General features: G+C 59.8%; 18 protein-coding genes and 1 pseudogene. 18 read left to right on the plus strand and 1 reads right to left on the minus strand.

What is annotated here, in order from left to right:
- Positions 1 to 72: 72 nt before the first annotated feature.
- Positions 73 to 1,437, minus strand: coding sequence for a formimidoylglutamate deiminase (locus ACA064_RS01680; protein ID WP_497671839.1), 1,365 nt, complete (start codon positions 1,435 to 1,437; stop codon positions 73 to 75).
- Between the two features lie 145 nt (positions 1,438 to 1,582).
- Here ACA064_RS01680 and hutC point away from each other — a divergent pair, with 145 nt between their 5' ends.
- The 18 genes and pseudogenes from hutC (at position 1,583) to ACA064_RS01770 (ending at position 24,442) form a co-directional block, all read left to right on the plus strand.
- Positions 1,583 to 2,293, plus strand: coding sequence for a histidine utilization transcriptional repressor HutC (gene hutC / locus ACA064_RS01685; RefSeq protein ID WP_497674152.1), 711 nt, complete (start codon positions 1,583 to 1,585; stop codon positions 2,291 to 2,293).
- A gap of 24 nt (positions 2,294 to 2,317) precedes the next feature.
- Entirely contained in the window at positions 2,318 to 2,890 is a 573-nt protein-coding gene (locus tag ACA064_RS01690) for a HutD/Ves family protein (RefSeq protein ID WP_497671840.1), read from the plus strand.
- A 488-nt stretch (positions 2,891 to 3,378) separates the two neighbouring features.
- Positions 3,379 to 5,058, plus strand: coding sequence for a urocanate hydratase (hutU, locus tag ACA064_RS01695; RefSeq protein ID WP_497671841.1), 1,680 nt, complete (start codon positions 3,379 to 3,381; stop codon positions 5,056 to 5,058).
- A 165-nt stretch (positions 5,059 to 5,223) separates the two neighbouring features.
- Positions 5,224 to 6,696 (plus strand): purine-cytosine permease family protein, encoded by a 1,473-nt coding sequence (locus tag ACA064_RS01700; RefSeq protein ID WP_497671842.1) that lies wholly within the window; start codon positions 5,224 to 5,226, stop codon positions 6,694 to 6,696.
- Positions 6,697 to 6,764: 68 nt separating this feature from the next.
- Positions 6,765 to 7,733 carry an ABC transporter substrate-binding protein gene (locus tag ACA064_RS01705; RefSeq protein ID WP_497671843.1) on the plus strand — a complete coding sequence of 323 codons (969 nt, stop codon included), beginning with the start codon at positions 6,765 to 6,767 and terminating at the stop codon, positions 7,731 to 7,733.
- Positions 7,734 to 7,803: 70 nt separating this feature from the next.
- Positions 7,804 to 8,655, plus strand: coding sequence for an ABC transporter permease (locus tag ACA064_RS01710; protein ID WP_150802289.1), 852 nt, complete (start codon positions 7,804 to 7,806; stop codon positions 8,653 to 8,655).
- Positions 8,652 to 9,482, plus strand: a complete 831-nt coding sequence (locus ACA064_RS01715) for a quaternary amine ABC transporter ATP-binding protein (protein ID WP_150644190.1) — start codon at positions 8,652 to 8,654, stop codon at positions 9,480 to 9,482. Before ACA064_RS01710 ends, ACA064_RS01715 begins: the two co-directional genes overlap by 4 nt.
- A gap of 141 nt (positions 9,483 to 9,623) precedes the next feature.
- On the plus strand, positions 9,624 to 11,147 hold the full coding sequence (gene hutH / locus ACA064_RS01720; RefSeq protein WP_497671844.1) for a histidine ammonia-lyase: 1,524 nt from the start codon (positions 9,624 to 9,626) through the stop codon (positions 11,145 to 11,147).
- Between the two features lie 121 nt (positions 11,148 to 11,268).
- A complete protein-coding gene (hutH, locus tag ACA064_RS01725) occupies positions 11,269 to 12,801 on the plus strand; it encodes a histidine ammonia-lyase (RefSeq protein ID WP_497671845.1) in 1,533 nt (510 codons plus the stop codon).
- Between the two features lie 152 nt (positions 12,802 to 12,953).
- Positions 12,954 to 14,363, plus strand: coding sequence for an amino acid permease (locus ACA064_RS01730; protein ID WP_497671846.1), 1,410 nt, complete (start codon positions 12,954 to 12,956; stop codon positions 14,361 to 14,363).
- A gap of 17 nt (positions 14,364 to 14,380) precedes the next feature.
- Complete coding sequence (gene hutI / locus ACA064_RS01735; protein ID WP_497671847.1) at positions 14,381 to 15,586, plus strand: imidazolonepropionase; 1,206 nt, start codon at positions 14,381 to 14,383, stop codon at positions 15,584 to 15,586.
- A 10-nt stretch (positions 15,587 to 15,596) separates the two neighbouring features.
- Positions 15,597 to 16,397, plus strand: coding sequence for an N-formylglutamate deformylase (gene hutG / locus ACA064_RS01740; protein WP_497671848.1), 801 nt, complete (start codon positions 15,597 to 15,599; stop codon positions 16,395 to 16,397).
- 261 nt (positions 16,398 to 16,658) lie between these two features.
- Positions 16,659 to 17,630 carry a prolyl aminopeptidase gene (gene pip, locus ACA064_RS01745; protein ID WP_497671849.1) on the plus strand — a complete coding sequence of 324 codons (972 nt, stop codon included), beginning with the start codon at positions 16,659 to 16,661 and terminating at the stop codon, positions 17,628 to 17,630.
- Positions 17,627 to 18,064: a D-aminoacyl-tRNA deacylase gene (gene dtd, locus ACA064_RS01750; protein ID WP_497671850.1), complete on the plus strand. Its 438-nt coding sequence runs from the start codon at positions 17,627 to 17,629 to the stop codon at positions 18,062 to 18,064. Before pip ends, dtd begins: the two co-directional genes overlap by 4 nt.
- A gap of 275 nt (positions 18,065 to 18,339) precedes the next feature.
- Complete coding sequence (locus ACA064_RS01755) at positions 18,340 to 20,178, plus strand: glucan biosynthesis protein G (RefSeq protein WP_497671851.1); 1,839 nt, start codon at positions 18,340 to 18,342, stop codon at positions 20,176 to 20,178.
- Positions 20,171 to 22,738 carry a glucans biosynthesis glucosyltransferase MdoH gene (gene mdoH, locus ACA064_RS01760; RefSeq protein WP_497671852.1) on the plus strand — a complete coding sequence of 856 codons (2,568 nt, stop codon included), beginning with the start codon at positions 20,171 to 20,173 and terminating at the stop codon, positions 22,736 to 22,738. The genes ACA064_RS01755 and mdoH overlap by 8 nt, the downstream gene beginning before the upstream one ends.
- 224 nt (positions 22,739 to 22,962) lie before the next feature.
- A pseudogene (locus tag ACA064_RS01765) lies at positions 22,963 to 23,715 on the plus strand (amino acid ABC transporter permease); the annotation flags it as partial.
- The gene (locus ACA064_RS01770; RefSeq protein WP_497671853.1) at positions 23,708 to 24,442 is read left to right on the plus strand and encodes an amino acid ABC transporter ATP-binding protein; all 735 of its coding nucleotides are present in this window, start codon (positions 23,708 to 23,710) and stop codon (positions 24,440 to 24,442) included. The pseudogene ACA064_RS01765 and the gene ACA064_RS01770, both read left to right, overlap by 8 nt.
- The last annotated feature ends 43 nt before the right edge of the window (positions 24,443 to 24,485 follow it).

Below are 24,485 nucleotides of genomic sequence, written 5' to 3' on the forward strand. Positions count from 1 at the left end.
TGCGGCAACTCCGGAATGTGTGCGTACACAGGATCCCTTGTAGGAGCTGCCGCAGGCTGCGATCTTTGGCTTTTAGCCCAAGAGCTCACGCAACACTCGGGTAAACGCCCGGCTGCTGTCCTCTTCCCCGGCATGATGACCGTCGCGGATCACCCATTGACCGTTGACCAGCACATCCCGCACCTGGCGATCGCCGCCGGCAAATAGCCAACGATTGAGAATCGCGTCGCCATTTGCCGTTGCCAGGTAAGGATCGTTGCCGTCGAGCACCAGCCAGTCGGCACGCTTGCCCACCTCCAGAGCGCCAATCGGTTGACCCAATGCCTGGGCCCCACCGTCCAGCGCGGCGTCATACAGGGTGCGCCCGACCATTGGTTGATCGCTGCGATACAGGCGGTTGCGCCGTTGATCGCGCAGACGCTGGCCATATTCCAGCCAGCGCAGTTCTTCGACCACGCTCAATGACACATGACTGTCGGAGCCGATGCCCATCCGGCCGCCCTGAGCAAGGAAGTCCACAGCCGGGAAAATCCCGTCTCCCAGGTTGGCTTCAGTGGTCAGGCACAGCCCGGCGATGGCTTTGCTCTTGGCCATCAGCGTGACTTCTTCGGGGTTGGCATGGGTCGCGTGGACCAGGCACCAGCGTTGATCGACCTCGGTGTTTTCATATAGCCATTGCAAGGGGCGACGACCGCTCCAGCTCAGGCAGTCGTCGACTTCTTTTTGCTGCTCGGCGATGTGGATGTGCACCGGGCACTGTTTGTCGCTGGCCGCCAGTACCTCGCTGATCTGTTGCGGTGTTACCGCGCGCAGCGAGTGGAAGCACAAGCCCACGTGTTGCGCAGGCTGTTGCGCCAGCAGCGGTTGCAAGCGCGCCTGCAGCTTCAGATAGTTTTCGGTGCTGTTGATAAAACGTCGCTGGCCTTCATTCGGCGCTTGCCCACCGAAACCTGCGTGGCTGTAGAGCACTGGCAGCAGGGTCAGGCCGATACCGGCTGCGCTGGCGGCCTGGCTGATCTGCAACGACAGCTCGGCCGGGTCGGCATAGGCCTGGCCATTCGTGTCGTGATGGACGTAATGGAACTCGGCGACCGAGGTGTAGCCAGCTTTGAGCATTTCGATGTAGAGCTGACGGGCGATGATCCCGAGTTGTTCCGGGCTGATTTTTCCGACGAGGCGATACATCAAATCGCGCCAGGTCCAGAAACTGTCATTCGGATTGCCGGCGACTTCCGCCAGCCCGGCCATCGCCCGCTGGAACGCGTGGGAATGCAGATTCGGCATGCCCGGCAGCAGAGGACCGTTCAACCGTTCGGCGCCATCGGCGCTGGCATCGGCCTGGATGTGGGTCAGCAAGCCATCGGCGCTGACCTCAAGACGTACATTATTGGCCCATCCACTAGGCAGTAGCGCGCGTTCGGCAAAGAAGGCGGACATGGTTCAGCACCCCATCGTGTGTTATTTGTATATACATATACAGACGTTTGCCTGCTCGGTAAACTCCGGCAAGCTAGCAACCTTCACTCACTCACAAGGATTTCCTGTGCCGACTCCCCCTGCCATCTCCCCGCTGGCTGCCCAAATGGGTGACAGTCCGGCGCCCTTGTACGCCCGCGTCAAACAGATGATCACTCAGCAAATCGAGAGTGGAAACTGGCCGCCGCACTATCGCGTGCCGTCGGAAAGCGAGCTGGTCAACCAGTTGGGTTTCAGTCGCATGACCATCAATCGGGCCTTGCGCGAGATGACCGCTGACGGTCTGCTGGTGCGCATGCAGGGTGTCGGTACGTTCGTCGCCGAACCGAAGAGCCAGTCAGCCCTGTTCGAAGTGCACAACATTGCCGATGAGATCGCCTCCCGTGGCCATCGCCACACCTGCAAGGTGATCACCCTCGGCGAAGAGTCCGCCGGTTCCGAGCGCGCTGTCGCGCTTGACATGCGTGAAGGGCAGAAGGTTTTTCATTCGTTGATCGTGCATTTCGAAAACGATATTCCAGTGCAAATCGAAGACCGTTTCGTCAACGCGCTGGTGGCGCCGGACTACCTCAAGCAAGACTTCACCTTGCAGACGCCCTACGCCTATCTGTCCCAGGTCGCACCGCTGACCGAAGGCGAGCACGTGGTTGAGGCGATTCTGGCCGAGCCGGAAGAATGCAGGTTATTGCAGATCGAACGCGGCGAGCCGTGCCTGCTGATCCGCCGCCGGACCTGGTCCGGGCGCCAGCCGGTGACCGCCGCACGCTTGATCCACCCCGGTTCCCGTCATCGTCTGGAAGGACGGTTTCATAAATAAAAAGATATAAATAAAGAGACATAAATGAATCAGTTGAACGTTTTGCGCGCGGCCAACTATCCGCGCATGCCGTGGAAAAACGGCGGCGGCAGCACCGAAGAAATCACCCGCGATGCCGGCACCGGCCTGGATGGATTTGGCTGGCGGCTGTCGATTGCCGATATCGGCGAGTCGGGCGGCTTCTCTACTTTTGCCGGTTATCAGCGGGTCATCACTGTGCTGCAAGGTCCGGGCATGACCTTGACGGTCGACGGCCAGGACACACGGCCACTGTTACCGCTGGACCCATTTGCCTTCAGCGGCGAGAGCCAGGTTTCCTGCACCCTGCTCGGCGGTGCGATTCGTGACTTCAATCTGATCTACGCGCCGGACCGCTACAGCGCACGGTTGCAATGGCTTGAGGGCGAGCAGCGGTTTTTCAGCTCGGCGAGTACGCTGCTGATCTTCAGTGTGACGCAGCAGGTGCAGGTTGAATTGGGCGACGGTGCACCCGAAGTACTGGGGCTGCATGACTGCCTGCAACTGGACGGTAACAATGGGTTGTTGGAAATTGCGGTGACCGGACAATGCTGTGTGATTGAACTCACTGCGCATTGATCCAGCACTGCCAAGATCGCAGCCTGCGGCAGCTCCTACACCGACCGGGTCCCCGCCAGATAGGGGGTACGCAAATCCCGTAGGAGCTGCCGCAGGCTGCGATCTTTTTTTCGCCCTCCGATTACCCCTGATCCGTTCCCCATCGCGCACCAACATCTCTCAAAATGTTACCGAACGCCCCAGCGTGGCGCAAAATCATGCTTCGGTAACAACGTTTTCCCCTTCAAAAAAACCTCCCAGAAAAATTCCTTGCGCCTCAAAGCCCTTTATCCAGACAGCTTCCAGCTCGTTTCAAATCTTTTTTGAACGCTTCGCCAGTAAGTTGGCCGCTTGATTGCATATGCTTGTATGTACAAGTAAAGACGTATGCGTATGAGTCACGAAGACTCGACCATCGTCCGTTCATTCGCCGGTGTGCACAGTTTGCGCATTGGCTTGCTCGCCCACTGCCTGGGTTGGTTTGGATTGATTGCTGAGGAGTTCTTTTCGTGACTGAGAATAAACCGACGAAATACCGTGACGTTGAAATCCGCGCTGCCCGCGGCAACAAGCTGACCGCCAAAAGCTGGCTGACTGAAGCGCCGCTGCGCATGCTGATGAACAACCTCGACCCGGAAGTTGCCGAGAACCCTAAAGAGCTGGTGGTTTACGGTGGTATCGGGCGTGCCGCGCGTAACTGGGAATGCTACGACAAGATCGTCGAAAGCCTGACCAACCTGAATGACGACGAGACCCTGCTGGTGCAATCCGGCAAGCCGGTCGGCGTGTTCAAGACCCACAGCAACGCACCGCGTGTACTGATCGCCAACTCCAACCTGGTTCCACACTGGGCGAGCTGGGAGCACTTCAACGAACTGGATGCCAAGGGCCTGGCCATGTACGGCCAGATGACCGCCGGCAGCTGGATCTATATCGGCAGCCAGGGCATCGTCCAGGGTACCTACGAAACCTTCGTCGAAGCCGGTCGCCAACACTACAACGATGACCTGAAAGGGCGTTGGGTACTGACCGCAGGCCTGGGCGGCATGGGTGGCGCTCAGCCTCTGGCCGCAACTTTGGCCGGCGCCTGCTCGCTGAACATCGAATGCCAGCAGGTCAGTATCGATTTCCGCCTGAACAGCCGTTATGTCGATGAGCAAGCCTCCGACCTCGACGACGCTCTGGCCCGCATCGCCAAATACACCAAGGAAGGCAAAGCGATTTCCATCGCCCTGCTGGGCAACGCGGCTGAAATCCTGCCGGAACTGGTCAAGCGCGGCGTGCGCCCGGACATGGTCACCGACCAGACCAGCGCCCACGACCCACTCAACGGTTACCTGCCAGCCGGCTGGACCTGGGACGAATACCGCGCTCGCGCCAAGACCGAGCCTGCTGCCGTGGTCAAAGCCGCCAAGCAATCGATGGCCGTGCACGTTAAAGCGATGCTCGAATTCCAGAAAATGGGTATTCCGACCTTCGACTACGGCAACAACATCCGTCAGATGGCGCAAGAAGAAGGCGTGGAAAACGCGTTCGACTTCCCGGGCTTCGTACCGGCTTACATCCGTCCTCTGTTCTGCCGTGGCATCGGCCCGTTCCGTTGGGCTGCACTGTCGGGCGATCCGCAGGACATCTACAAGACCGACGCCAAAGTAAAAGAACTGATTCCGGACGATGCCCACCTGCACAACTGGCTGGACATGGCGCGCGAGCGCATCAGCTTCCAGGGTCTGCCGGCACGTATCTGCTGGGTCGGTCTGGGCCTGCGTGCCAAGCTCGGTCTGGCGTTCAACGAAATGGTCCGCAGCGGCGAGCTGTCGGCGCCGATCGTGATCGGTCGCGACCACCTGGACTCCGGTTCCGTAGCCAGCCCGAACCGCGAAACCGAATCCATGCAGGACGGCTCCGATGCCGTGTCCGACTGGCCACTGCTCAACGCCTTGCTCAACACCGCCAGTGGCGCGACCTGGGTTTCCCTGCACCACGGCGGCGGCGTCGGCATGGGCTTCTCCCAGCACTCGGGCATGGTGATTGTTTGCGACGGTACTGACGAAGCGGCCGAGCGTATCGCTCGCGTACTGCACAACGACCCGGCCACTGGCGTTATGCGTCACGCCGATGCCGGTTATCAGATCGCGATCGACTGCGCCAAGGAGCAGGGTTTGAACCTGCCGATGATTACTGGCTGAGAAACGAGCCGCCCTTGATGGGCGGCCTAACGCAAAACCTGTAGGAGCTGCCGCAGGCTGTGATCTTTTAGCGTCATCAAGGACGCCGAAAAATCAAAAGATCGCAGCCTGCGGCAGCTCCTACGGGGACCGATGAAATCCAGAACAATCCACAGAGGTTGAGTCATGGCTGTTAATGGCGATCGTGCAAGCAGTAAACCGTTGATCGAGAAACGTTCGATCGACTACATCCCGGAAGCGGAAAGACACGGTCGTCTGTTGAGCCAGTTCACCCTGTGGATGGGTGCCAACCTGCAAATCACCGCGATTGTCACCGGGGCCCTGGCCGTGGTGCTGGGCGGTGACGTGTTCTGGTCGTTGATCGGTCTGTTGATCGGTCAACTGCTCGGCGGTGGCGTAATGGCGCTGCATGCGGCGCAAGGGCCCAAGCTTGGCCTGCCGCAGATGATATCCAGCCGGGTACAGTTCGGCGTGTATGGCGCGGCCATCCCGATCGTGCTGGTCTGTCTGATGTACCTCGGTTTCACCGCAACGGGCACCGTGCTTTCCGGCCAGGCGCTGGGCCAGTTGTTTGGCGTCAGCGACAGCGTCGGTATCCTCATCTTCGCCAGCGTCATCGTGCTGGTCACGGTGCTCGGTTATCGGGTGATTCATTTCATCGGCCGTGTCGCCAGCGTCATTGGCGTGATTGCCTTTGTTTACCTGTTCAGTCGCCTGATGAGCCAGACTGACGTTGGCGCACTCCTGCAAATCCGCCACTTCAGCTGGACCAGCTTCCTGCTCGCGGTATCGCTCGCGGCGTCCTGGCAGATCGCCTTCGGCCCCTACGTGGCTGACTATTCACGCTACCTGCCGAGCAGCACGTCTTCGGTGAAAACCTTTTTCGCCGCCGGCGCCGGTTCGGTTATCGGTGCACAGGTGGCGATGATCCTCGGCGTGTTTGCCGCCGCCATGGCCAACGGGCAATTCGCCGGCCACGAAGTGGCTTACATCGTTGGTTTGAGCGGCAGCGGTGCCACCGCTGCGCTGCTGTACTTCAGCATCGCGTTCGGCAAGGTCACCATCTCCACGCTGAACTCCTACGGCAGCTTCATGTGCATTGCGACCGTCATCAGCGGTTTCCGTGGTGACCTGCGGGTAACGCGCTTGCAGCGTCTGGTCTTCGTGCTGGTCATCGTCGGCACTGCGACCCTGATCGCGTTGCTCGGTCAGCACTCGTTCCTCGGTGCGTTCAAGTCCTTCATCCTGTTTTTGCTGGCTTTTTTCACGCCATGGAGCGCGATCAACCTGGTGGACTACTACTGCATCACTCGCGAGCGCTATGACGTGCCGGCGCTGGCCGATCCGAACGGTCGCTACGGCCGCTGGAACCCGCTCGGTATCAGCGTCTATGTCTTTGGTGTGCTGGTGCAACTGCCGTTCATCTCTACCAAGTTCTATACCGGTCCGTTGGTGGACGCTCTGGGTGGTGTGGATATTTCCTGGATCATCGGTCTGGTGCTTCCCGCAGCCCTGTATTACGTGTGCGCGAAAAAATGGCACAGCGCAGTACCCGATCAACTGATCCTGCCGGTCGAGCAGGACAGCGTTGTACAACCTAAAACAAGCGGGGCCGGTCGCGCTGCGGCGCAGGCCTGATTGGACGTGGACAGGGCTGGATGCCTCTTGACTGCCGTAAGCCAACTCATGATTAGGAGCGTCAAACAATGAAATCGAACAAGACCCTGCTGACCACGTTACTTTCCATGGGCCTGTTGGCCAGTGCTGGCGCCACTCAGGCCGCCGGCTGGTGCGAATCCGGAAAACCGGTGAAATTCGCCGGACTGAACTGGGAAAGCGGCATGCTGCTCACTGACGTGCTGCAGGTGGTGCTGGAGAAGGGTTACGACTGCAAGGTCGACACCTTGCCAGGCAACTCCATCACCATGGAAAACGCCCTGAGCAGCAACGATATCCAGGTCTTCGCCGAGGAGTGGGTAGGCCGCAGCGAAGTCTGGAACAAGGCCGAGAAGGCCGGCAAAGTCGTCGGAGTCGGCGCCCCGGTGGTCGGTGCGATCGAAGGCTGGTATGTGCCGCGTTATGTGATCGAAGGCGACGCCAAGCGTAAACTGGAAGCCAAGGCCCCGGACCTGAAAAGCATCGCTGATCTGGGCAAATACTCTGCGGTATTCAAGGATCAGGAAGAGCCAGCCAAGGGTCGTTTCTACAACTGCCCGGCCGGTTGGACCTGTGAACTGGACAATAGCGAAATGCTCAAGAGCTACGGCCTGGAAAGCAGCTACACCAACTTCCGCCCAGGCACCGGCCCGGCGCTGGATGCGGCCGTGCTTTCCAGCTACAAGCGCGGTGAGCCGATCCTGTTTTATTACTGGTCGCCAACCCCGTTAATGGGTCAGGTGGATCTGGTGAAACTGGAAGAAAAACCGGGAGTGGACAAGAGCGTGACCATCAAGGTCGGACTGTCCAAGACGTTTCATGAACAAGCGCCGGAACTTGTCGCAGTGCTTGAGAAGGTCAACCTGCCTATCGACCTGCTCAACCAGAATCTGGCGCGCATGGCCAAGGAACGTATCGAATCGCCAAAGCTGGCGAAGATCTTCCTCAAGGAACATCCTGAAGTCTGGCATGCGTGGGTAAGCGACGACGCAGCCAAGAAAATCGACGCGGCTTTGTAGGTTGAACTTTCCCGGTTGGTCGTAAGGTCGACCGGGAGACTCACCTCAACCACTTGATCGAGAGCACCTTATGTTTCCCGAAAATTTCACATTCTCCATCGCCGACTGGGTCAACAGTTGGGTCGATTCGTTGGTCACCAACTACGGTGATGTGTTCCGACAGATCTCTGACACCCTGCTGTGGGCCATCGTCAACCTGGAAGGCTTGCTGCGTGCGGCGCCCTGGTGGTTGATGCTGGCGATTGTAGCCGGCGTTGCCTGGCACGCCACCCGTAAAGTGGTGACCACCGCAGTGATCGTCGGTTTGTTGTTCCTGGTGGGCGCGGTTGGCCTCTGGGACAAGCTTATGCAGACGTTGGCGCTGATGATGGTGGCAACGGTGATCTCGGTACTGATCGGCATTCCGTTGGGCATTCTTTCGGCGCGCAGCAATCGCCTGCGTTCGTTCCTGATGCCGCTGCTGGACATCATGCAGACCATGCCGAGCTTCGTGTACCTGATTCCGGTGCTGATGCTGTTTGGACTGGGCAAGGTTCCGGCGATTTTCGCCACGGTGATCTACGCCGCGCCACCGCTGATTCGTTTGACGGATCTGGGTATTCGTCAGGTTGACAACGAAGTGATGGAAGCGATCAACGCTTTCGGCGCCAACCGTATGCAGCAACTGTTCGGCGTGCAACTGCCGCTGGCCCTGCCGAGCATCATGGCCGGGATCAACCAGACCACCATGATGGCCCTGTCGATGGTGGTGATTGCCTCGATGATCGGTGCCCGTGGCCTGGGCGAAGATGTCCTGGTCGGTATCCAGACCCTCAACGTCGGTCGCGGCCTGGAAGCCGGTCTGGCGATCGTGATTCTCGCAGTGGTCATCGACCGCATTACTCAGGCCTACGGTCGGCCACGGCATGAGGTGAACAAATGAGTAACGCAGCCATCAGCAAGATCGAAGTCAAAAACGTCTTCAAGATTTTCGGCGCCCGTTCCAAGGATGCGCTGGAGATGATTCGCCAGAACAAGAGCAAGGATCAGGTACTGGCCGAAACCGGCTGCGTGGTCGGCGTGAATGATCTGTCGCTGTCCATCGGCACCGGTGAGATCTTCGTGATCATGGGCCTGTCCGGTTCTGGCAAATCGACCCTGGTTCGGCACTTCAACCGCCTGATCGACCCGACCAGCGGCGCGATCCTGGTGGACGGTGTGGACATCCTGCAATACGACATGGAAGCCCTGCGCGAATTCCGTCGGCACAAGATCAGCATGGTGTTCCAGAGCTTCGGCCTGTTGCCCCACAAGACGGTGCTGGACAACGTCGCCTACGGCCTGAAAGTTCGTGGCGAGACCAAGGAAGTCTGCGCTGAACGCGCGCTGCACTGGATCAATACCGTGGGCCTCAAAGGCTACGAAAACAAATACCCGCACCAGCTGTCTGGCGGTATGCGGCAACGTGTCGGCCTGGCGCGTGCGCTGGCGGCGGACACTGACATCATCCTGATGGACGAAGCTTTCAGTGCCCTCGACCCGCTGATCCGCGCCGAGATGCAGGATCAGTTGCTCGAGCTGCAAAAGACCCTGCACAAAACCATTGTGTTCATCACCCACGACCTCGACGAAGCCGTGCGCATTGGTAACCGCATCGCGATTCTCAAAGACGGCCGGTTGATCCAGGTCGGTACGCCGAAAGAAATCCTCCATTCGCCTGCCGATGAATATGTGGATAGGTTTGTTCAGCGGCGTGCTGCGGTGGTTTGAGAATGAGTGAGGCCCGAAAAGATCGCAGCCTTCGGCAGCTCCTACAGGGTTGCGTACGGCCGCGGATTCGAGGGCGCACTCGGTCGGCGTAGGAGCTGCCGCAGGCTGCGATCTTTTGATGTTATTTGGATGAGGTTGAACATGTCGTTGGCTGAAAAAATCGTTATCGCCGATGCACTTTTGCGTTGGCAGGATGTGGTCGCAGTCGCCCGGCAGGGCGCTGTGCTTGAACTGTCGCCTCAGGCTTGGGCGCGGATCGACAATGCCCAGGCCATCGTCCAGCGCATCGTCATCAGCGGTGAGCGCGCTTATGGCGTCAACACCGGCCTGGGCGCATTGTGCAATGTCTCGCTGCAAGGCGAACAACTGAGCCAATTGTCGCGCAATACTTTGCTCAGCCACGCTTGTGGCGTCGGCGCTCCACTGCCCGACGAGCAGACGCGGGCGATCATGTGCGCGGCGATCATCAATTTCAGCCAGGGCAAATCCGGCCTGCATCGGCAAGTGGTCGAGGCGCTGCTGGCCTTGCTCAACCATGGCATCACCCCGCAAGTGCCGTCCCAGGGATCGGTCGGTTACCTGACCCACATGGCACATATCGGCATCAGCTTGCTCGGCGTCGGCCAAGTCAGCTATCGCGGGCAGATCGTTTCCGCCCAGCAAGCCTTGGCTGAAGAAGGTCTGAAGCCTGTGCAACTCGGTGCGAAAGACGGTCTGTGCCTGGTCAATGGCACGCCGTGCATGAGCGGCCTGAGCTGCCTGGCCCTGGCCGACGCTACCCGCTTGATCCAGTGGGCCGACGTGATCAGCGCCATGAGCTTCGAAGCCCTGCGCGGTCAGATCGACGCCTTCGACGCGCAAATCATCGCCCTCAAACCCCATCCGGGCATGCAGCAAGTCGGCATCAACCTGCGCGGCCTGCTCGACGGCAGCGAAGTGATCGCCAGCAGCAAAGGCATTCGTACCCAGGATGCCTTGAGCATTCGCTCGATTCCACAAGTGCATGGTGCGGCCCGTGATCAGCTCGAGCACGCCACCCGGCAGATCGAAATCGAACTCAACGCGGCAACCGACAACCCGTTGCTGTTGGGCACTCCGGACAACTTTCGGGTGATGTCCCAGGCCAACCCGCACGGGCAATCGGTGGCGTTGGCGGCGGATCTGCTGGCCATTGTCATGGCGGAAATCGGCTCGATTGCCGAGCGTCGCCTGGACCGTTTGATCAACCCCCACGTTAGCGGGTTGCCAGCGTTTCTGGTGAGCAACCCCGGGGTCAACTCCGGGATGATGATCGTCCAGTACGTCGCCGCCTCGCTCTGCGCGCAAAACCGCCAGTTGGCGCAACCGGCGGTGCTCGATAACTACGTTACCTCGGGCCTGCAGGAAGACCACTTGAGCATGGGCACCAGCGCCGCGCTGAAGCTGCATCAGGTCCTGGAAAACTGCACGCAGATCCTCGCGATTGAATACCTGCTGGCCGCCCAGGCCTTCGAGTTCCTGAAAGAACAGCGCTTCGGTGCCGGCACCGACGTCGCCTGGCGACTGCTGCGCGAGCGCGTTGCGGCCTATGACCAGGACCGCTGGCTGGCGCCGGATATCGCCAGCGCCGCGTCGGTACTGAAAGACCCGCACTTGCTGCACAAAGCGTTACCGAATTTGCACTGAAACCTGTTTCCACAAAAGCCAGCGTGCCAAGGCGCCACCCCTCACAAAGCGGGCAGCGACGGACAACGGAATCATCCGGAGCGACTGGCTAGTTAATAAAACTCTCAAAAGGAGCATAAAAGTGACTGCGCTAAACTTGATTCCCGGCCAACTGACCCTTGCCCAGCTGCGGACCGTCTACCTGCAGCCGGTAACAATCAGCCTCGACGACAGCGCTTCGGCGCAGATCGAAGCCAGTGTGGCCTGTGTGGAACAGATCCTCGCTGAAAACCGCACTGCCTATGGCATCAACACCGGTTTCGGCCTGCTGGCCTCGACCCGCATCGCCAGCGAGGACCTGGAAAATCTCCAGCGTTCCCTGGTGCTGTCCCACGCTGCCGGCGTCGGCGAGCCGATCAGTGACGCGCTGGTGCGCCTGGTTATGGTGCTCAAGGTCAACAGCCTGAGCCGTGGTTTCTCCGGCATCCGTCGTCAGGTGATCGATGCGCTGATCGCCCTGATCAACGCCGAGGTTTATCCACATATTCCGCTTAAAGGTTCGGTCGGTGCTTCCGGCGACCTGGCGCCATTGGCCCACATGTCGCTGGTGCTGCTAGGCGAAGGCAAGGCGCGTTACAAAGGTGAATGGCTGGACGCAGTGAGCGCCCTCAAGCTTGCCGGTCTGGAGCCGCTGACTCTGGCGGCCAAAGAAGGTCTGGCGCTGCTCAACGGTACCCAGGTATCCACCGCCTACGCTCTGCGTGGCCTGTTCGAAGGCGAAGACCTGTTCGCCGCGGCAGTGGCGTGTGGCGGCTTGACCGTCGAGGCAGTACTGGGCTCGCGCTCGCCGTTCGACGCACGGATTCACGATGCTCGCGGTCAACGCGGTCAGATCGACGCCGCTGCCGCTTATCGCGACCTGCTGGGTGAGCGCAGTGAAGTTTCCGACTCCCACGAGAATTGCGAGAAGGTTCAGGACCCGTATTCCCTGCGCTGCCAGCCGCAAGTCATGGGCGCCTGCCTGACCCAGTTCCGTCAGGCCGCCGAAGTGCTGAGCATCGAAGCCAACGCCGTGTCGGATAACCCGCTGGTGTTCGCCGCTGAAGGCGACGTGATCTCCGGCGGTAACTTCCACGCTGAACCCGTAGCCATGGCCGCGGACAACATGGCATTGGCCATCGCTGAAATCGGCTCGCTGAGCGAACGCCGCATCTCGCTGATGATGGACAAGCACATGTCGCAATTACCACCGTTCCTGGTGGCCAACGGCGGGGTCAACTCCGGCTTCATGATCGCCCAGGTGACTGCGGCGGCGCTGGCCAGCGAAAACAAGGCACTGTCGCATCCGCATTCGGTCGACAGCCTGCCGACTTCCGCCAACCAGGAAGATCACGTTTCCATGGCGCCTGCCGCCGGCAAGCGTCTCTGGGAAATGGCCGAAAACACCCGTGGTGTTCTCGCTGTGGAATGGCTCGCCGCTTGTCAGGGCCTGGACCTGCGCGACGGTCTGAAGACTTCGAGCAAACTCGAAAAAGCCCGCGGCATCCTGCGCAGCAAAGTGCCGTTCTACGAGAAGGACCGTTTCTTTGCGCCGGACATCAACGCCGCGAGCGAACTGCTGGCGACCCGTTGCCTGAACGAGCTGGTGCTGGCGAAGTTGCTGCCGAGTCTGTGACCTACCCCCCTGTAGGAGCGAGCTCGCTCGCGATGGACGTTAACGATGACGCGTGCTTTCTGGCTAAATACGGCGCCCTCAAGTCTATCGCGAGCAAGCTCGCTCCTACAAAAAAGCGACTTTCTCAGGATAAATACAATTAAGGACGAGAAATGCAGCAGCAAGCAAAAGGCTTGAAACGCGGGCTATCGGCTCGCCATATTCGCTTCATGGCACTGGGGTCGGCGATCGGCACCGGGCTGTTTTACGGTTCTGCCTCGGCCATTCAAATGGCCGGTCCGGCCGTACTGCTCGCCTACCTGATTGGTGGCGCTGCGGTGTTCATGGTCATGCGCGCCCTCGGTGAGATGGCCGTGCACAATCCGGTCGCCGGTTCCTTTGGTCAGTACGCCAGCACCTACCTGGGCCCGATGGCGGGTTTCATCCTCGGCTGGACCTATGCCTTCGAGATGATCATTGTCTGTCTGGCCGACGTCACTGCGTTCGGCATCTATATGGGGTTCTGGTTTCCGGAGGTCGCACGCTGGGTCTGGGTGCTGGGCATCGTGTTCCTGATCGGCGGGCTGAACCTGTGCAACGTCAAAGTCTTCGGTGAGATGGAGTTCTGGCTGTCGTTGCTGAAAGTCGCCGCCATCGTCGCAATGATCCTCGGCGGCTTCGGCATCATGCTGTTCGGCATCGCTTCGGCCAGCACCGAACAGGCTACCGGCTTGAGCAACCTCTGGGCCCATGGCGGCTTTATGCCTAATGGCATCGGTGGCCTGATCGCATCGTTGGCGGTGGTGATGTTCGCGTTCGGCGGGATCGAAATCATCGGCATCACCGCTGGTGAGGCCAAGGACCCCCAGCGGGTGATTCCACGGGCGATCAATGCGGTGCCGCTGCGGATTCTGCTGTTCTACGTGCTGACGCTGTTTGTGCTGATGGCCATCTATCCGTGGCCGCAGATCGGCAGCCAGGGCAGCCCGTTCGTGCAGATTTTCGACAACCTGGGCATCAGCTCGGCGGCGACCATTCTCAACATCGTGGTGATATCGGCGGCAGTCTCGGCGATCAACAGCGATATCTTCGGTGCCGGACGCATGATGTACGGCCTGGCGCAGCAGGGGCAGGCGCCAAAAAGTTTTGCTCAACTGTCGAAACAAGGCGTGCCCTGGATGACCGTGGTGGTCATGGGTGCAGCCTTGCTGGGTGGCGTAGTGCTGAACTACCTGATCCCGGAAAACGTGTTCCTGGTGATCGCCTCGATTGCGACCTTCGCCACGGTCTGGGTCTGGTTGATGATTCTGGTCACCCAGGTGGCTATGCGTCGTTCCATGACTCGCGAACAAGTCGCCCAGCTGCAGTTTCCGGTTCCGTTCTGGCCCTATGCACCAGCGGCAGCGATTGTGTTCATGCTGTTCGTCTTCGGCGTCCTGGGCTACTTCCCGGATACCCAGGCGGCGCTGGTGGTGGGTGCGGTGTGGATCGTGCTGTTGGTGATTGCTTATAAACTGTGGGTCAAACCGGCGGCCGGACAGGCGGTCGAGGTCAACCACGACCCTTCTTTGTCTCATCGATAATCTAACGGAGGCCTCGGATGAAAACTCTCTGGCAACACTGCCACGTCGCAAGCATGGCGCAGGGCACTTACTCGATCATCGAGGATGCCGCCATCGTGACGTCAGGAGCGCACATAGAGTGGATCGGCCCGCGCAGTGAGCTGCCGGCTGGCGAATACCCTGAGGTGCATGACCTCTCTGGCGCCTGGGTCACCCCGGGCTTGATCGACTGTCACACTCACACGGTGTTCGGCGGCAATCGCAGTGGCGAGTTCGAGCAGCGTCTGCAGGGCGTGAGCTATGCCGAAATCGCCGCCGCCGGTGGTGGCATTGCCAGCACCGTGCGCGCGACTCGGGCGGCCAGCGAGGAAGAGTTGTTCGCCAGCGCGCATAAACGCTTGAAAAGCTTGCTGCGCGACGGTGTCACCAGCGTCGAGATCAAGTCCGGCTACGGCCTGGACCTTGCCAGTGAACGCAAGATTCTGCGGGTGATCCGTCGTCTCGGTGCCGAGTTGCCGGTCAGTGTGCGCAGCACCTGCCTGGCCGCTCACGCCTTGCCGCCGGAATATGCGGATCGCGCTGACGACTATATCGAGCACATTTGCAGCGAGATGCTCCCGGCGCTGGCCGCTGAAGGGTTGGTGGATGCGGTGGACGCGTTTTGCGAGTACCTGGCGTTTTCGCCGGCGCAGGTCGAGCGGGTGTTCATTGCCGCGCAGAACCTTGGTTTGCCGGTGAAACTGCACGCCGAGCAGCTGTCATCCCTGCATGGATCGAGCCTGGCGGCGCGTTATCACGCGTTGTCGGCCGACCATCTGGAGTTCATGACCGAAGATGACGCCATCGCTATGGCCAAATCCGGCACCGTTGCGGTCTTGCTGCCAGGCGCTTTCTACTTCCTGCGCGAAACCCAGCTGCCGCCGATGGAAGCCTTGCGTAAACACGGGGTGAAAATCGCCATCGCCAGCGACCTCAACCCAGGCACCTCGCCGGCCTTGTCGGTGCGGCTGATGCTAAACATGGCTTGCACCTGTTTCCGCATGACCCCGGAAGAGGCCTTGGCCGGCGTGACCATTCATGCGGCCACCGCGCTGGGCATGGACACAACCCATGGCTCGCTGGAAGTCGGCAAGGTCGCGGATTTCGTCGCTTGGCAAATCGATCGTCCGGCCGACCTGGCGTATTGGCTGGGCGGCGACCTGGAAAAACGCGTCGTGCGTCACGGCGTTGAAGTCACGATTTAGGAGAATGGCTGTGGATAAGGTTCTGAACTTCAAACAAGGCCGGGTGCCGTTGCTGATCAGCATGCCCCATGCCGGCCTGCGTCTGACTCCCGCGGTAGAAGCCGGGCTGATTCCCGAGGCGCAAAGCCTGCCGGACACCGACTGGCATATCCCGCAGCTCTATGAGTTTGCGCAAGAGTTGGGCGCCAGCACCCTGGCGGCCGAATACTCGCGGTTCGTCATCGATCTGAACCGACCGTCCGACGACAAACCTTTGTATGTCGGCGCTACCACCGGTTTGTACCCGGCGACGCTGTTCGACGGCGTGCCGTTGTTCCGCGAAGGGCTGGAGCCTTCGGCCGAGGAACGCGCCCGTTATCTAGAGCAGGTCTGGACGCCCTATCACAGCACCTTGCAACAAGAGCTGGCGCGGCTGCAGGCCGAGTTTGGCTATGCGCTGCTGTTCGATGCGCATTCGATCCGTTCGGTGATCCCGCACCTGTTCGAAGGACAACTGCCGGACTTCAACCTTGGCACCTTCAATGGCGCCAGCTGCGATCCGCAACTGGCTAGCCAGCTGGAAGCCATCTGCGCCCGTCACCCGGATTACAGTCATGTGTTGAACGGGCGCTTCAAGGGCGGTCACATCACTCGGCATTACGGCAACCCGGCGGAAAATATCCATGCGGTGCAGCTTGAGCTAGGGCAACGCACTTATATGGAGGAGGTCGAGCCATTCCGCTATCGCGCTGATCTGGCCGCCCCGACTCAGGTGGTGCTCAAGGAGTTGCTGCAAGGGTTGCTGGCGTGGGGGCAGAAGCATTACCGCTGAAATCGGCTACAGTTTGCAAATGCTGTAGCACGTTCAAAAATTGCTTTCGCGGGCAAGCCCGCTCCCACAAAGTCAGGCGCAGTACCTGTGGGAGCGGCTTGGCCGCGAAGACGGCCTGACAGGCAAAAAAGAACTTCCCCTCTGCCAGCCAGCCCCAATTTCTCCAAGGACATGCTCATTGCACAATTCGGGTTTATGATGCCGGACGGCAAAATAATAGAGTCCCCCCAGGGATGACCTCGACCCCTTACGGAGCGCGCAATGCAGACTTTGTACCCGCAGATCAAACCCTACGCCCGGCACGATCTGGCCGTCGATAAGCCACATGTCCTGTATGTCGACGAAAGCGGTTCACCGGAAGGTTTGCCGGTGGTGTTCATCCACGGCGGGCCAGGGGCCGGTTGCGATGCGCAGAGTCGCTGTTATTTCGATCCGAATCTGTACCGCATCATTACCTTCGATCAACGCGGCTGCGGTCGTTCGACCCCCCACGCCAGCCTGGAAAACAACACCACATGGGATCTGGTTGCCGACCTTGAGCGGATTCGCCTGCATCTGGGCATCGAAAAATGGGTGCTGTTTGGCGGTTCCTGGGGCTCGACCCTGGCGCTGGCCTATGCGCAGACCCACCCGGAGCGGGTCCATGGGCTGATTCTGCGAGGGATCTTCCTCTGTCGTCCGCAAGAGATCGAGTGGTTCTACCAGGCCGGTGCCAGCCGCCTGTTTCCGGATTACTGGCAGGACTATGTGGCGCCGATCCCACTGGATGAGCGCGATGATCTGCTCACGGCTTTCCACAAGCGCCTGACCGGTAACGACCAGATCGCCCAGATGCACGCGGCCAAGGCCTGGTCGACCTGGGAAGGTCGCACTGCAACCTTGCGTCCCAACCCATTGGTGGTCGATCGTTTCTCCGAGCCGCAGCGCGCGCTGTCGATTGCCCGGATCGAATGCCATTATTTCACCAACAATGCCTTCCTTGAGCCCAATCAGTTGATCCGCGACATGCAGAAGATCGCCCACCTGCCAGGGGTGATCGTCCATGGCCGCTACGATGTGATCTGTCCGCTGGATAATGCCTGGGAACTGCATCAGGCCTGGCCGAACAGCGAGTTGCAGGTGATTCGCGATGCCGGCCATGCGGCGTCCGAACCGGGGATCACTGATGCCTTGGTGCGCGCGGCGGCTAAAATGGCCCGACGCTTGCTCGACTTACCACCCGAAGAAGCATGAAGGGCTTGCTACAGCGTGTACGTGGCGCGCGAGTCGAAGTGGCGGGAAAAGTCGTTGGCGCCGTAGACCAGGGCTTGTTGGTGCTGGTGGCGGTCGAGCCCGGGGATACTCGGGCCAATGCCGACAAAATGCTGCATAAGCTGCTTAACTATCGGGTGTTCAGTGATGTCGAAGACAAGATGAACCTGTCTTTGGCTGACGTCGGTGGCGGTTTGCTGCTGGTGTCGCAGTTCACCTTGGCCGCCGATACCAAAAACGGTTTGCGCCCGAGCTTTTCTACTGCTGCTCCTCCGGCATTGGGAGAAGAGCTTTTTGATTATCTATTAACCAGGGCGCGGCAGTTGCATGGCAATGTGGCATCAGGGATATTTGGCGCGGACATGCAGGTGCATTTGGTCAATGATGGCCCAGTGACCTTCCTGTTGCAGACCTGAAAGCGCTTGAAACATCTTTTTAGAGCCTTTTTGGCCTGAAATCGGGTGTTTTCGCGATAAATACTTTGTTACCCCTGATGCGTTGTAACGCGGCCTACTAGATAATCGCGCGCTACGAAGATCAGCGTTCGTTGGTCCATTTTGACTTAGGTAGAGACTTGTCCGGAACCGTTTGGGGAATCATTTAGCCCCGTCGGAGTCGGAACAATGCTCGCCAACCTGGCATATAGAAGCTGGCCGTTGGTTTTTTGATCTGTTTTCGGCGAGGGTTGCTCGTGATTGTTAGTCCCTGTATTGCACCAAAATTGTCTGCCAAACGGTTACGAAACGCTCTAGCGACAGGCTCTGCATTGCTGTGTCTGCTCAGCGCCGGCCAGCTTTGGGCTTTCAATCTGGATGATGTGTCGGCCAAGGCCAAAGAGCTGGCCGGGCAAAAGTACGAAGCCCCGCGCAGTAACCTGCCGAACGAATTTCGTGAAATGAAGTTTGCCGATTATCAGAAAATTCGTTTCCGCAGCGAAAAAGCCGAATGGGCCGATCAGAAAACCCCGTTCAAGCTGTCGTTCTATCACCAGGGCATGCACTTCGACACGCCGGTGAAGATCAACGAGATCACCTCCACCACCGTTCAAGAGATCAAATACGACCCGAGTCGCTTCGATTTCGGCGACGTCAAAGTCGATCCCAAGGCTACCGAACAGCTGGGTTACGCCGGTTTCCGTGTGCTGTACCCGATCAACAAGGCTGACAAGCAAGACGAGATCATGACCATGCTCGGCGCGAGTTACTTCCGCGTCGTCGGCAAAGGCCATGTCTACGGCTTGTCCGCCCGTGGCCTGGCGATCGACACTGCGCTGCCATCCGGCGAAGAGTTCCCGCGCTTCACTGAATTCTGGGTTCAGCAACCCAAGCCGGGCGACAAGCACCTGGTGATCTTTGCCTTGCTGGATTCGCCGCGTTCGACCGGTGCTTATCGACTGACCCTGCGTCCGGGCAGCAACACCATCGTCGACGTCAAGGCGCAGGTGTATCTGCGTGACAAGGTCAACAAGCTCGGCATCGCCCCGTTGACCAGCATGTTCCTGTTCGGCGCCAACCAGCCGTCGAAAGTGCTCAACTACCGTCGCGAGCTGCACGATTCCAGCGGTCTGTCGATCCATGCCGGTAATGGCGAATGGATCTGGCGTCCGCTGAACAACCCGAAACACCTGGCCGTGAGCAACTTCTCGATCGAGAACCCGCGTGGTTTCGGTCTGCTGCAACGTGGTCGTGACTTCAGCCACTACGAAGACCTCGACGACCGCTACGACAAACGTCCAAGTGCCTGGATCGAACCGAAGGGCGATTGGGGCAAAGGCTCCGTCGATCTGGTCGAGATTCCGACTGCCGACGAAACCAACGATAATATCGTAGCTTTCTGGAGCCCGGAAAAGCTCCCTGAGCCAGGCCAGCCGCTGAACTTCGCCTACCGTATGCACTGGACCATGGACGAAGCTGCACTGCATCCGGTCGACAGCTCCTGGGTCCAGCAGACCCTGCGCTCTACCGGTGACGTGAAGCAGTCCAACCTGATCCGTCAGCCGGACGGTAGCGTTGCTTATCTGGTGGACTTCGAAGGTCCGTCCCTCAAAGCTCTGCCGGAGGACACGGAAGTTCGCAGCCAGGTCAGCGTTGGTGACAATGCCGAATTGGTGGAAAACAGCGTTCGTTACAATCCGCTGACCCAAGGCTGGCGCCTGACCCTACGAATGAAGATCAAGGACCCGAGCAAGCCGACCGAGATGCGTGCCTCCCTGGTCCAGACCATCGCGGCCTCGGAGCCGGCCAAGGTAGCTCCTGTGACCGAATCGTCGATTGCCAAGGCCGACAAAATCGCCGCCAGCCAGCAAGAGAAGCACGCTGCACAAGCGGCGCAAGTTGCGCAAGTTGCGCAAGAGAAACAAGAGAAACAAGAGAAACAAGAGCAAAAAGAACAGAAAGACCAGAAAGACCAGAAAGAACCAGACGCCAAGCAGCCTGTTGCTGCCGAAGCGGCCCCAGCCACCCCGGAACCGGAAAATACTGAAAAAGTATTGACCGAGACCTGGAGCTACCAGTTGCCTGCCGATGAGTAATTCTCAAGTACAGCCAGAGACTCTTGCCGAGTATCTGGCGCATCTGCCAATGAGTGATGAGCAACGCGCCGAGCTTGCGGGTTGCAAATCGTTCAGCGAGTTGCACGAGCGTCTGTCTTCTGCAACATTCGACGCGCCTGTCGAGGCTGCGCAAGCCTCGGTGGGCGGCCGCCTGATCCTCGGCGCGCAAGAGCTGGAGGAGGCCGAGATGTTGGCGGTCGACGCCGAGGGCCGGATCTGTCTCAAGGCAACTCCGCCGATTCGCCGGACCAAGGTCGTACCGGAGCCGTGGCGCACCAATATCCTGGTGCGCGGCTGGCGTCGTCTGACCGGGCGCACCAATCCGCCGGCACCGCCGCGCGATGAACGCGTGCTGCCGGCTGCTCGCTGGCGTACGGTCGGCTCGATCCGTCGCTACATTCTGCTGGTGCTGATGCTTGGCCAGACCATCGTTGCCGGCTGGTACATGAAAGGCATCATGCCGTACCAGGGCTGGTCGTTCGTTGATCTGAACGAAGTTCTGCATCAATCGTTGAGTCAAACCGCTGTGCAAGTGCTGCCGTATGCGCTGCAAACCAGCATCCTGATTCTGTTCGGGATCCTGTTCTGCTGGGTATCGGCGGGCTTCTGGACCGCGCTGATGGGCTTCCTCGAGTTGCTCACCGGGCATGACAAATACCGCATTTCCGGTAAAAGTGCTGGCAACGAGCCGATCGCCAAGGACGCACGCACCGCGCTGGTGATGCCGATCTGCAACGAAGACGTACCGCGGGTATTCGCCGGTTTGCGAGCGACGTTCGAGTCGGTTGCGGCGACCGGTGACCTGGATCGCTTCGACTTCTTCGTTCTCAGCGACAGTAACGACGCTGACATTTGCGTCGCCGAGCAGCACGCCTGGCTGGATGTTTGCCGCGAGGCCAAAGGCTTCGGCAAGATCTTCTATCGCCGCCGTCGCCGTCGGGTCAAACGCAAAAGCGGCAACCTCGACGACTTCTGCCGTCGTTGGGGCGGTGATTACAAGTACATGGTGGTGCTCGACGCCGACAGCGTGATGAGCGGCGAATGCCTGACCAGCCTGGTGCGCCTGATGGAAGCGACGCCGGATGCCGGGATCATTCAGACCGCGCCGCGTGCCTCGGGCATGGACACGCTGTATGCCCGCATGCAGCAGTTCGCGACCCGTGTATACGGTCCGCTGTTTACCGCTGGCCTGCACTTCTGGCAGCTGGGTGAATCCCATTACTGGGGTCACAACGCGATCATTCGTATGCAGCCGTTCATCGAGCATTGCGCCCTGGCGCCGTTGCCCGGTAAAGGCGCGTTCGCCGGTGCGATCCTCTCCCACGACTTTGTCGAAGCTGCGCTGATGCGCCGTGCCGGTTGGGGCGTGTGGATTGCCTACGATTTGCCCGGTAGCTATGAAGAACTGCCGCCCAACCTGCTCGACGAACTCAAGCGTGACCGTCGCTGGTGTCACGGTAACCTGATGAACTTCCGGCTGTTCCTGGTCAAGGGTATGCACCCGGTGCACCGTGCGGTGTTCCTGACCGGCGTGATGTCCTACTTGTCGGCGCCGTTGTGGTTCTTCTTCCTGGTGCTGTCGACGGCCTTGCTGGCGGTCAACACCCTGATGGAGCCGCAGTACTTCCTCGAGCCGCGACAGCTCTATCCGCTGTGGCCGCAATGGCATCCGGACAAGGCGATCGCGCTGTTCTCGACCACCGTCGTGCTGTTGTTCCTGCCGAAGTTGTTGAGCATCATCCTGATCTGGGCCAAGGGCGCGAAAGAGTTCGGTGGCAAGTTCAAGGTGACCCTGTCGATGTTGCTGGAGATGCTGTTCTCCATGCTGCTGGCGCCGGTGCGGATGATTTTCCACACTCGCTTCGTTCTCGCCGCGTTCCTCGGCTGGGCCGCGACCTGGAACTCCCCGCAACGTGACGACGACTCCACGCCATGGAGCGAAGCGGTGCGTCGCCATGGTCCGCAAACCTTGCTGGGCTTCTTCTGGGCCTTGCTGGTGATCTGGCTCAACCCAAGCTTTCTCTGGTGGCTGGTACCGATCGTCGGTTCGCTGATGCTGTCGATACCGGTCTCGGTGATCTCCAGCCGTGTCGGTCTGGGCCTCAAGTCCCGTGATGAAAGCCTGTTCCTGATCCCTGAGGAATATGCACCGCCACAGGCCTTGCTGGCGACCGATCAGTACACCCACGAAAACCGTTGGCACGCGCTCAAGGAAGGTTTCATTCGAGCAGTGGTCGACCCGCAGCAGAATGCGCTGGCTTGTGCCTTGGCCACGTCCCGTCACCGTTCGGTCGAGCCGATTGAGTGGCTGCGTATCGAGCGGGTACGTCACGCGCTGAAAGCTGGTCCTGCCGGACTCACCAACGATGAAAGGGTGGCTCTGCTGAGCGATCCGGTAGCCCTGGGGCGCCTGCATGAACAGGTCTGGAACGAAGGTCACGCCGAATGGCTGAGTGCCTGGCGCCAGTCGATCGAAGCCGATCCCCATGCGCCGCTGCTGCCGCTCCAGCCGATATCGGCTGAAGCACAGCTGGCCTGATGAAAAGCCCCGCTCCTGAGAAGAAGCGGGGTTTTTTGTTTGTGGGGCTTGATCGTTCCCACTGTCCTTTCTGTCACCGCGCAACAACAAATCCTGCCTAAACCCTTGTGCAAACAAACGAGTGAGTTAGCATCGCTCCCCGAATTGGTGCGCCCGGACAACTTATTGTTCGTATCTACCGGTTTTCAAACGACACTGTCAGCGAACTGGTGCGTAAAGGCGATAAAGCCGAAGTCACCCTGCGCAATGAGGCGGGCGACGAACAACACCTGACGGTCGACGACAACAGCCTGCAAGTCGCCCGTGGCGATGATGTGGCCGAAGGCGATGTGATTGGTGTTACTCGCCATTGGGCGGCAGGGCCGCTGCTCTGGGGCCTTTGGACGACACTGTGGCTGTCGGTGGTGTCCGGCGTGCTCGGGCTGCTGATCGGTCTGGCGACCGGGCTATGCCGGCTATCGAACAACCCGACCTTGCGCGACCTGTCGACGGTCTATGTCGAGCTGGTGCGCGGCACGCCGCTGCTGGTACAGATTTTTATCTTCTACTTCTTCATCGGTACGGTGTTGAATCTGTCCCGCGAGTTCGCCGGGATTGCCGCGCTATCGCTGTTCACCGGTGCTTATGTCGCGGAAATCGTCCGTTCCGGTGTGCAGTCGATTACTCGTGGCCAGAACGAGGCTGCGCGTTCGCTGTGTTTGAGCGCTGGCCAGTCAATGCGCCATGTGGTCCTGCCACAGGCCTTCAAGCGAGTGCTACCGCCGTTGGCGGGGCAATTCATCAGCCTGGTGAAAGACACCTCGCTGGTGTCGGTGATCGCCATTACCGAACTGCTCAAAAGCGGTCGGGAAGTCATCACCACCTCGTTTTCGCCGTTCGAGATCCTGTTCTGCGTGGCGGGACTGTATCTGTTGATCAACCTGCCGCTGTCGAAAATCGCCAGCCGGCTTGAGCGGAGGCTCGCGCAAAGTGATTGAAGTCCGCGAACTGGTAAAAGTCTTCGATACCCGTGGCCAGGTGGTCCGCGCGGTGGATAACGTCACCACGCACGTGGCCAAGGGCGAAGTACTGGTGGTGATCGGTCCGTCCGGCTCCGGCAAGTCGACCTTCCTGCGCTGCCTCAATGGCCTGGAAGAGTTCGACTCGGGCTCGGTGAGCATCGACGGCCTGCAACTGGCCGATCCGAAAACCGACGTGAATGCCTACCGCCGCGAAGTCGGCATGGTGTTCCAGCATTTCAACCTGTTCCCGCACATGACCGTGCTGGAAAACCTCTGCCTCGCCCAGAAAGTCGTGCGCAAGCGCGGCAAGCCGGAGCGCGAAGCAAAGGCTCGGGCGTTGCTGGAAAAGGTCGGTATTGCGCAGAAGGCCAACGAATTCCCGTCACGCCTGTCCGGCGGTCAGCAACAGCGGGTGGCGATAGCCCGCGCACTGGCCATGGAACCGAAGGTCATGTTGTTCGACGAACCGACCTCGGCGCTCGACCCGGAAATGGTCGGTGAAGTCCTCGACGTCATGAAAACCCTGGCCCTGGAAGGCATGACCATGGTCTGCGTCACCCACGAAATGGGCTTCGCCCGGGAGGTGGCGGATCGGGTGCTGTTCTTCGATCACGGTAAACTGCTGGAAGACTCCCCACCGGACGAGTTCTTCGCTTCGCCGAAGGATCTGCGGGCTCAGGCGTTTTTGCGCCAGGTCCTATAACCTCGTCGCCAGCGAAGAGATCGCAGCCTGCGGCAGCTCCTAC

It is taken from the genome of Pseudomonas sp. LBUM1658 (genome assembly GCF_059716055.1).

Bases quoted from the DNA above. Each gene is read 5' to 3' on its own strand.
- ACA064_RS01710 (WP_150802289.1), top strand. From the start codon at position 7,804: ATGTTTCCCGAAAATTTCACATTCTCCATCGCCGACTGGGTCAACAGT.
- pip (WP_497671849.1), top strand. From the start codon at position 16,659: ATGCAGACTTTGTACCCGCAGATCAAACCCTACGCCCGGCACGATCTG.
- ACA064_RS01705 (WP_497671843.1), top strand. From the start codon at position 6,765: ATGAAATCGAACAAGACCCTGCTGACCACGTTACTTTCCATGGGCCTG.
- mdoH (WP_497671852.1), top strand. From the start codon at position 20,171: ATGAGTAATTCTCAAGTACAGCCAGAGACTCTTGCCGAGTATCTGGCG.
- ACA064_RS01700 (WP_497671842.1), top strand. From the start codon at position 5,224: ATGGCTGTTAATGGCGATCGTGCAAGCAGTAAACCGTTGATCGAGAAA.
- ACA064_RS01730 (WP_497671846.1), top strand. From the start codon at position 12,954: ATGCAGCAGCAAGCAAAAGGCTTGAAACGCGGGCTATCGGCTCGCCAT.
- hutH (WP_497671844.1), top strand. From the start codon at position 9,624: ATGTCGTTGGCTGAAAAAATCGTTATCGCCGATGCACTTTTGCGTTGG.
- hutC (WP_497674152.1), top strand. From the start codon at position 1,583: ATGGGTGACAGTCCGGCGCCCTTGTACGCCCGCGTCAAACAGATGATC.
- hutI (WP_497671847.1), top strand. From the start codon at position 14,381: ATGAAAACTCTCTGGCAACACTGCCACGTCGCAAGCATGGCGCAGGGC.
- ACA064_RS01680 (WP_497671839.1), bottom strand. From the start codon at position 1,437: ATGTCCGCCTTCTTTGCCGAACGCGCGCTACTGCCTAGTGGATGGGCC.
- ACA064_RS01690 (WP_497671840.1), top strand. From the start codon at position 2,318: ATGAATCAGTTGAACGTTTTGCGCGCGGCCAACTATCCGCGCATGCCG.
- ACA064_RS01715 (WP_150644190.1), top strand. From the start codon at position 8,652: ATGAGTAACGCAGCCATCAGCAAGATCGAAGTCAAAAACGTCTTCAAG.
- dtd (WP_497671850.1), top strand. From the start codon at position 17,627: ATGAAGGGCTTGCTACAGCGTGTACGTGGCGCGCGAGTCGAAGTGGCG.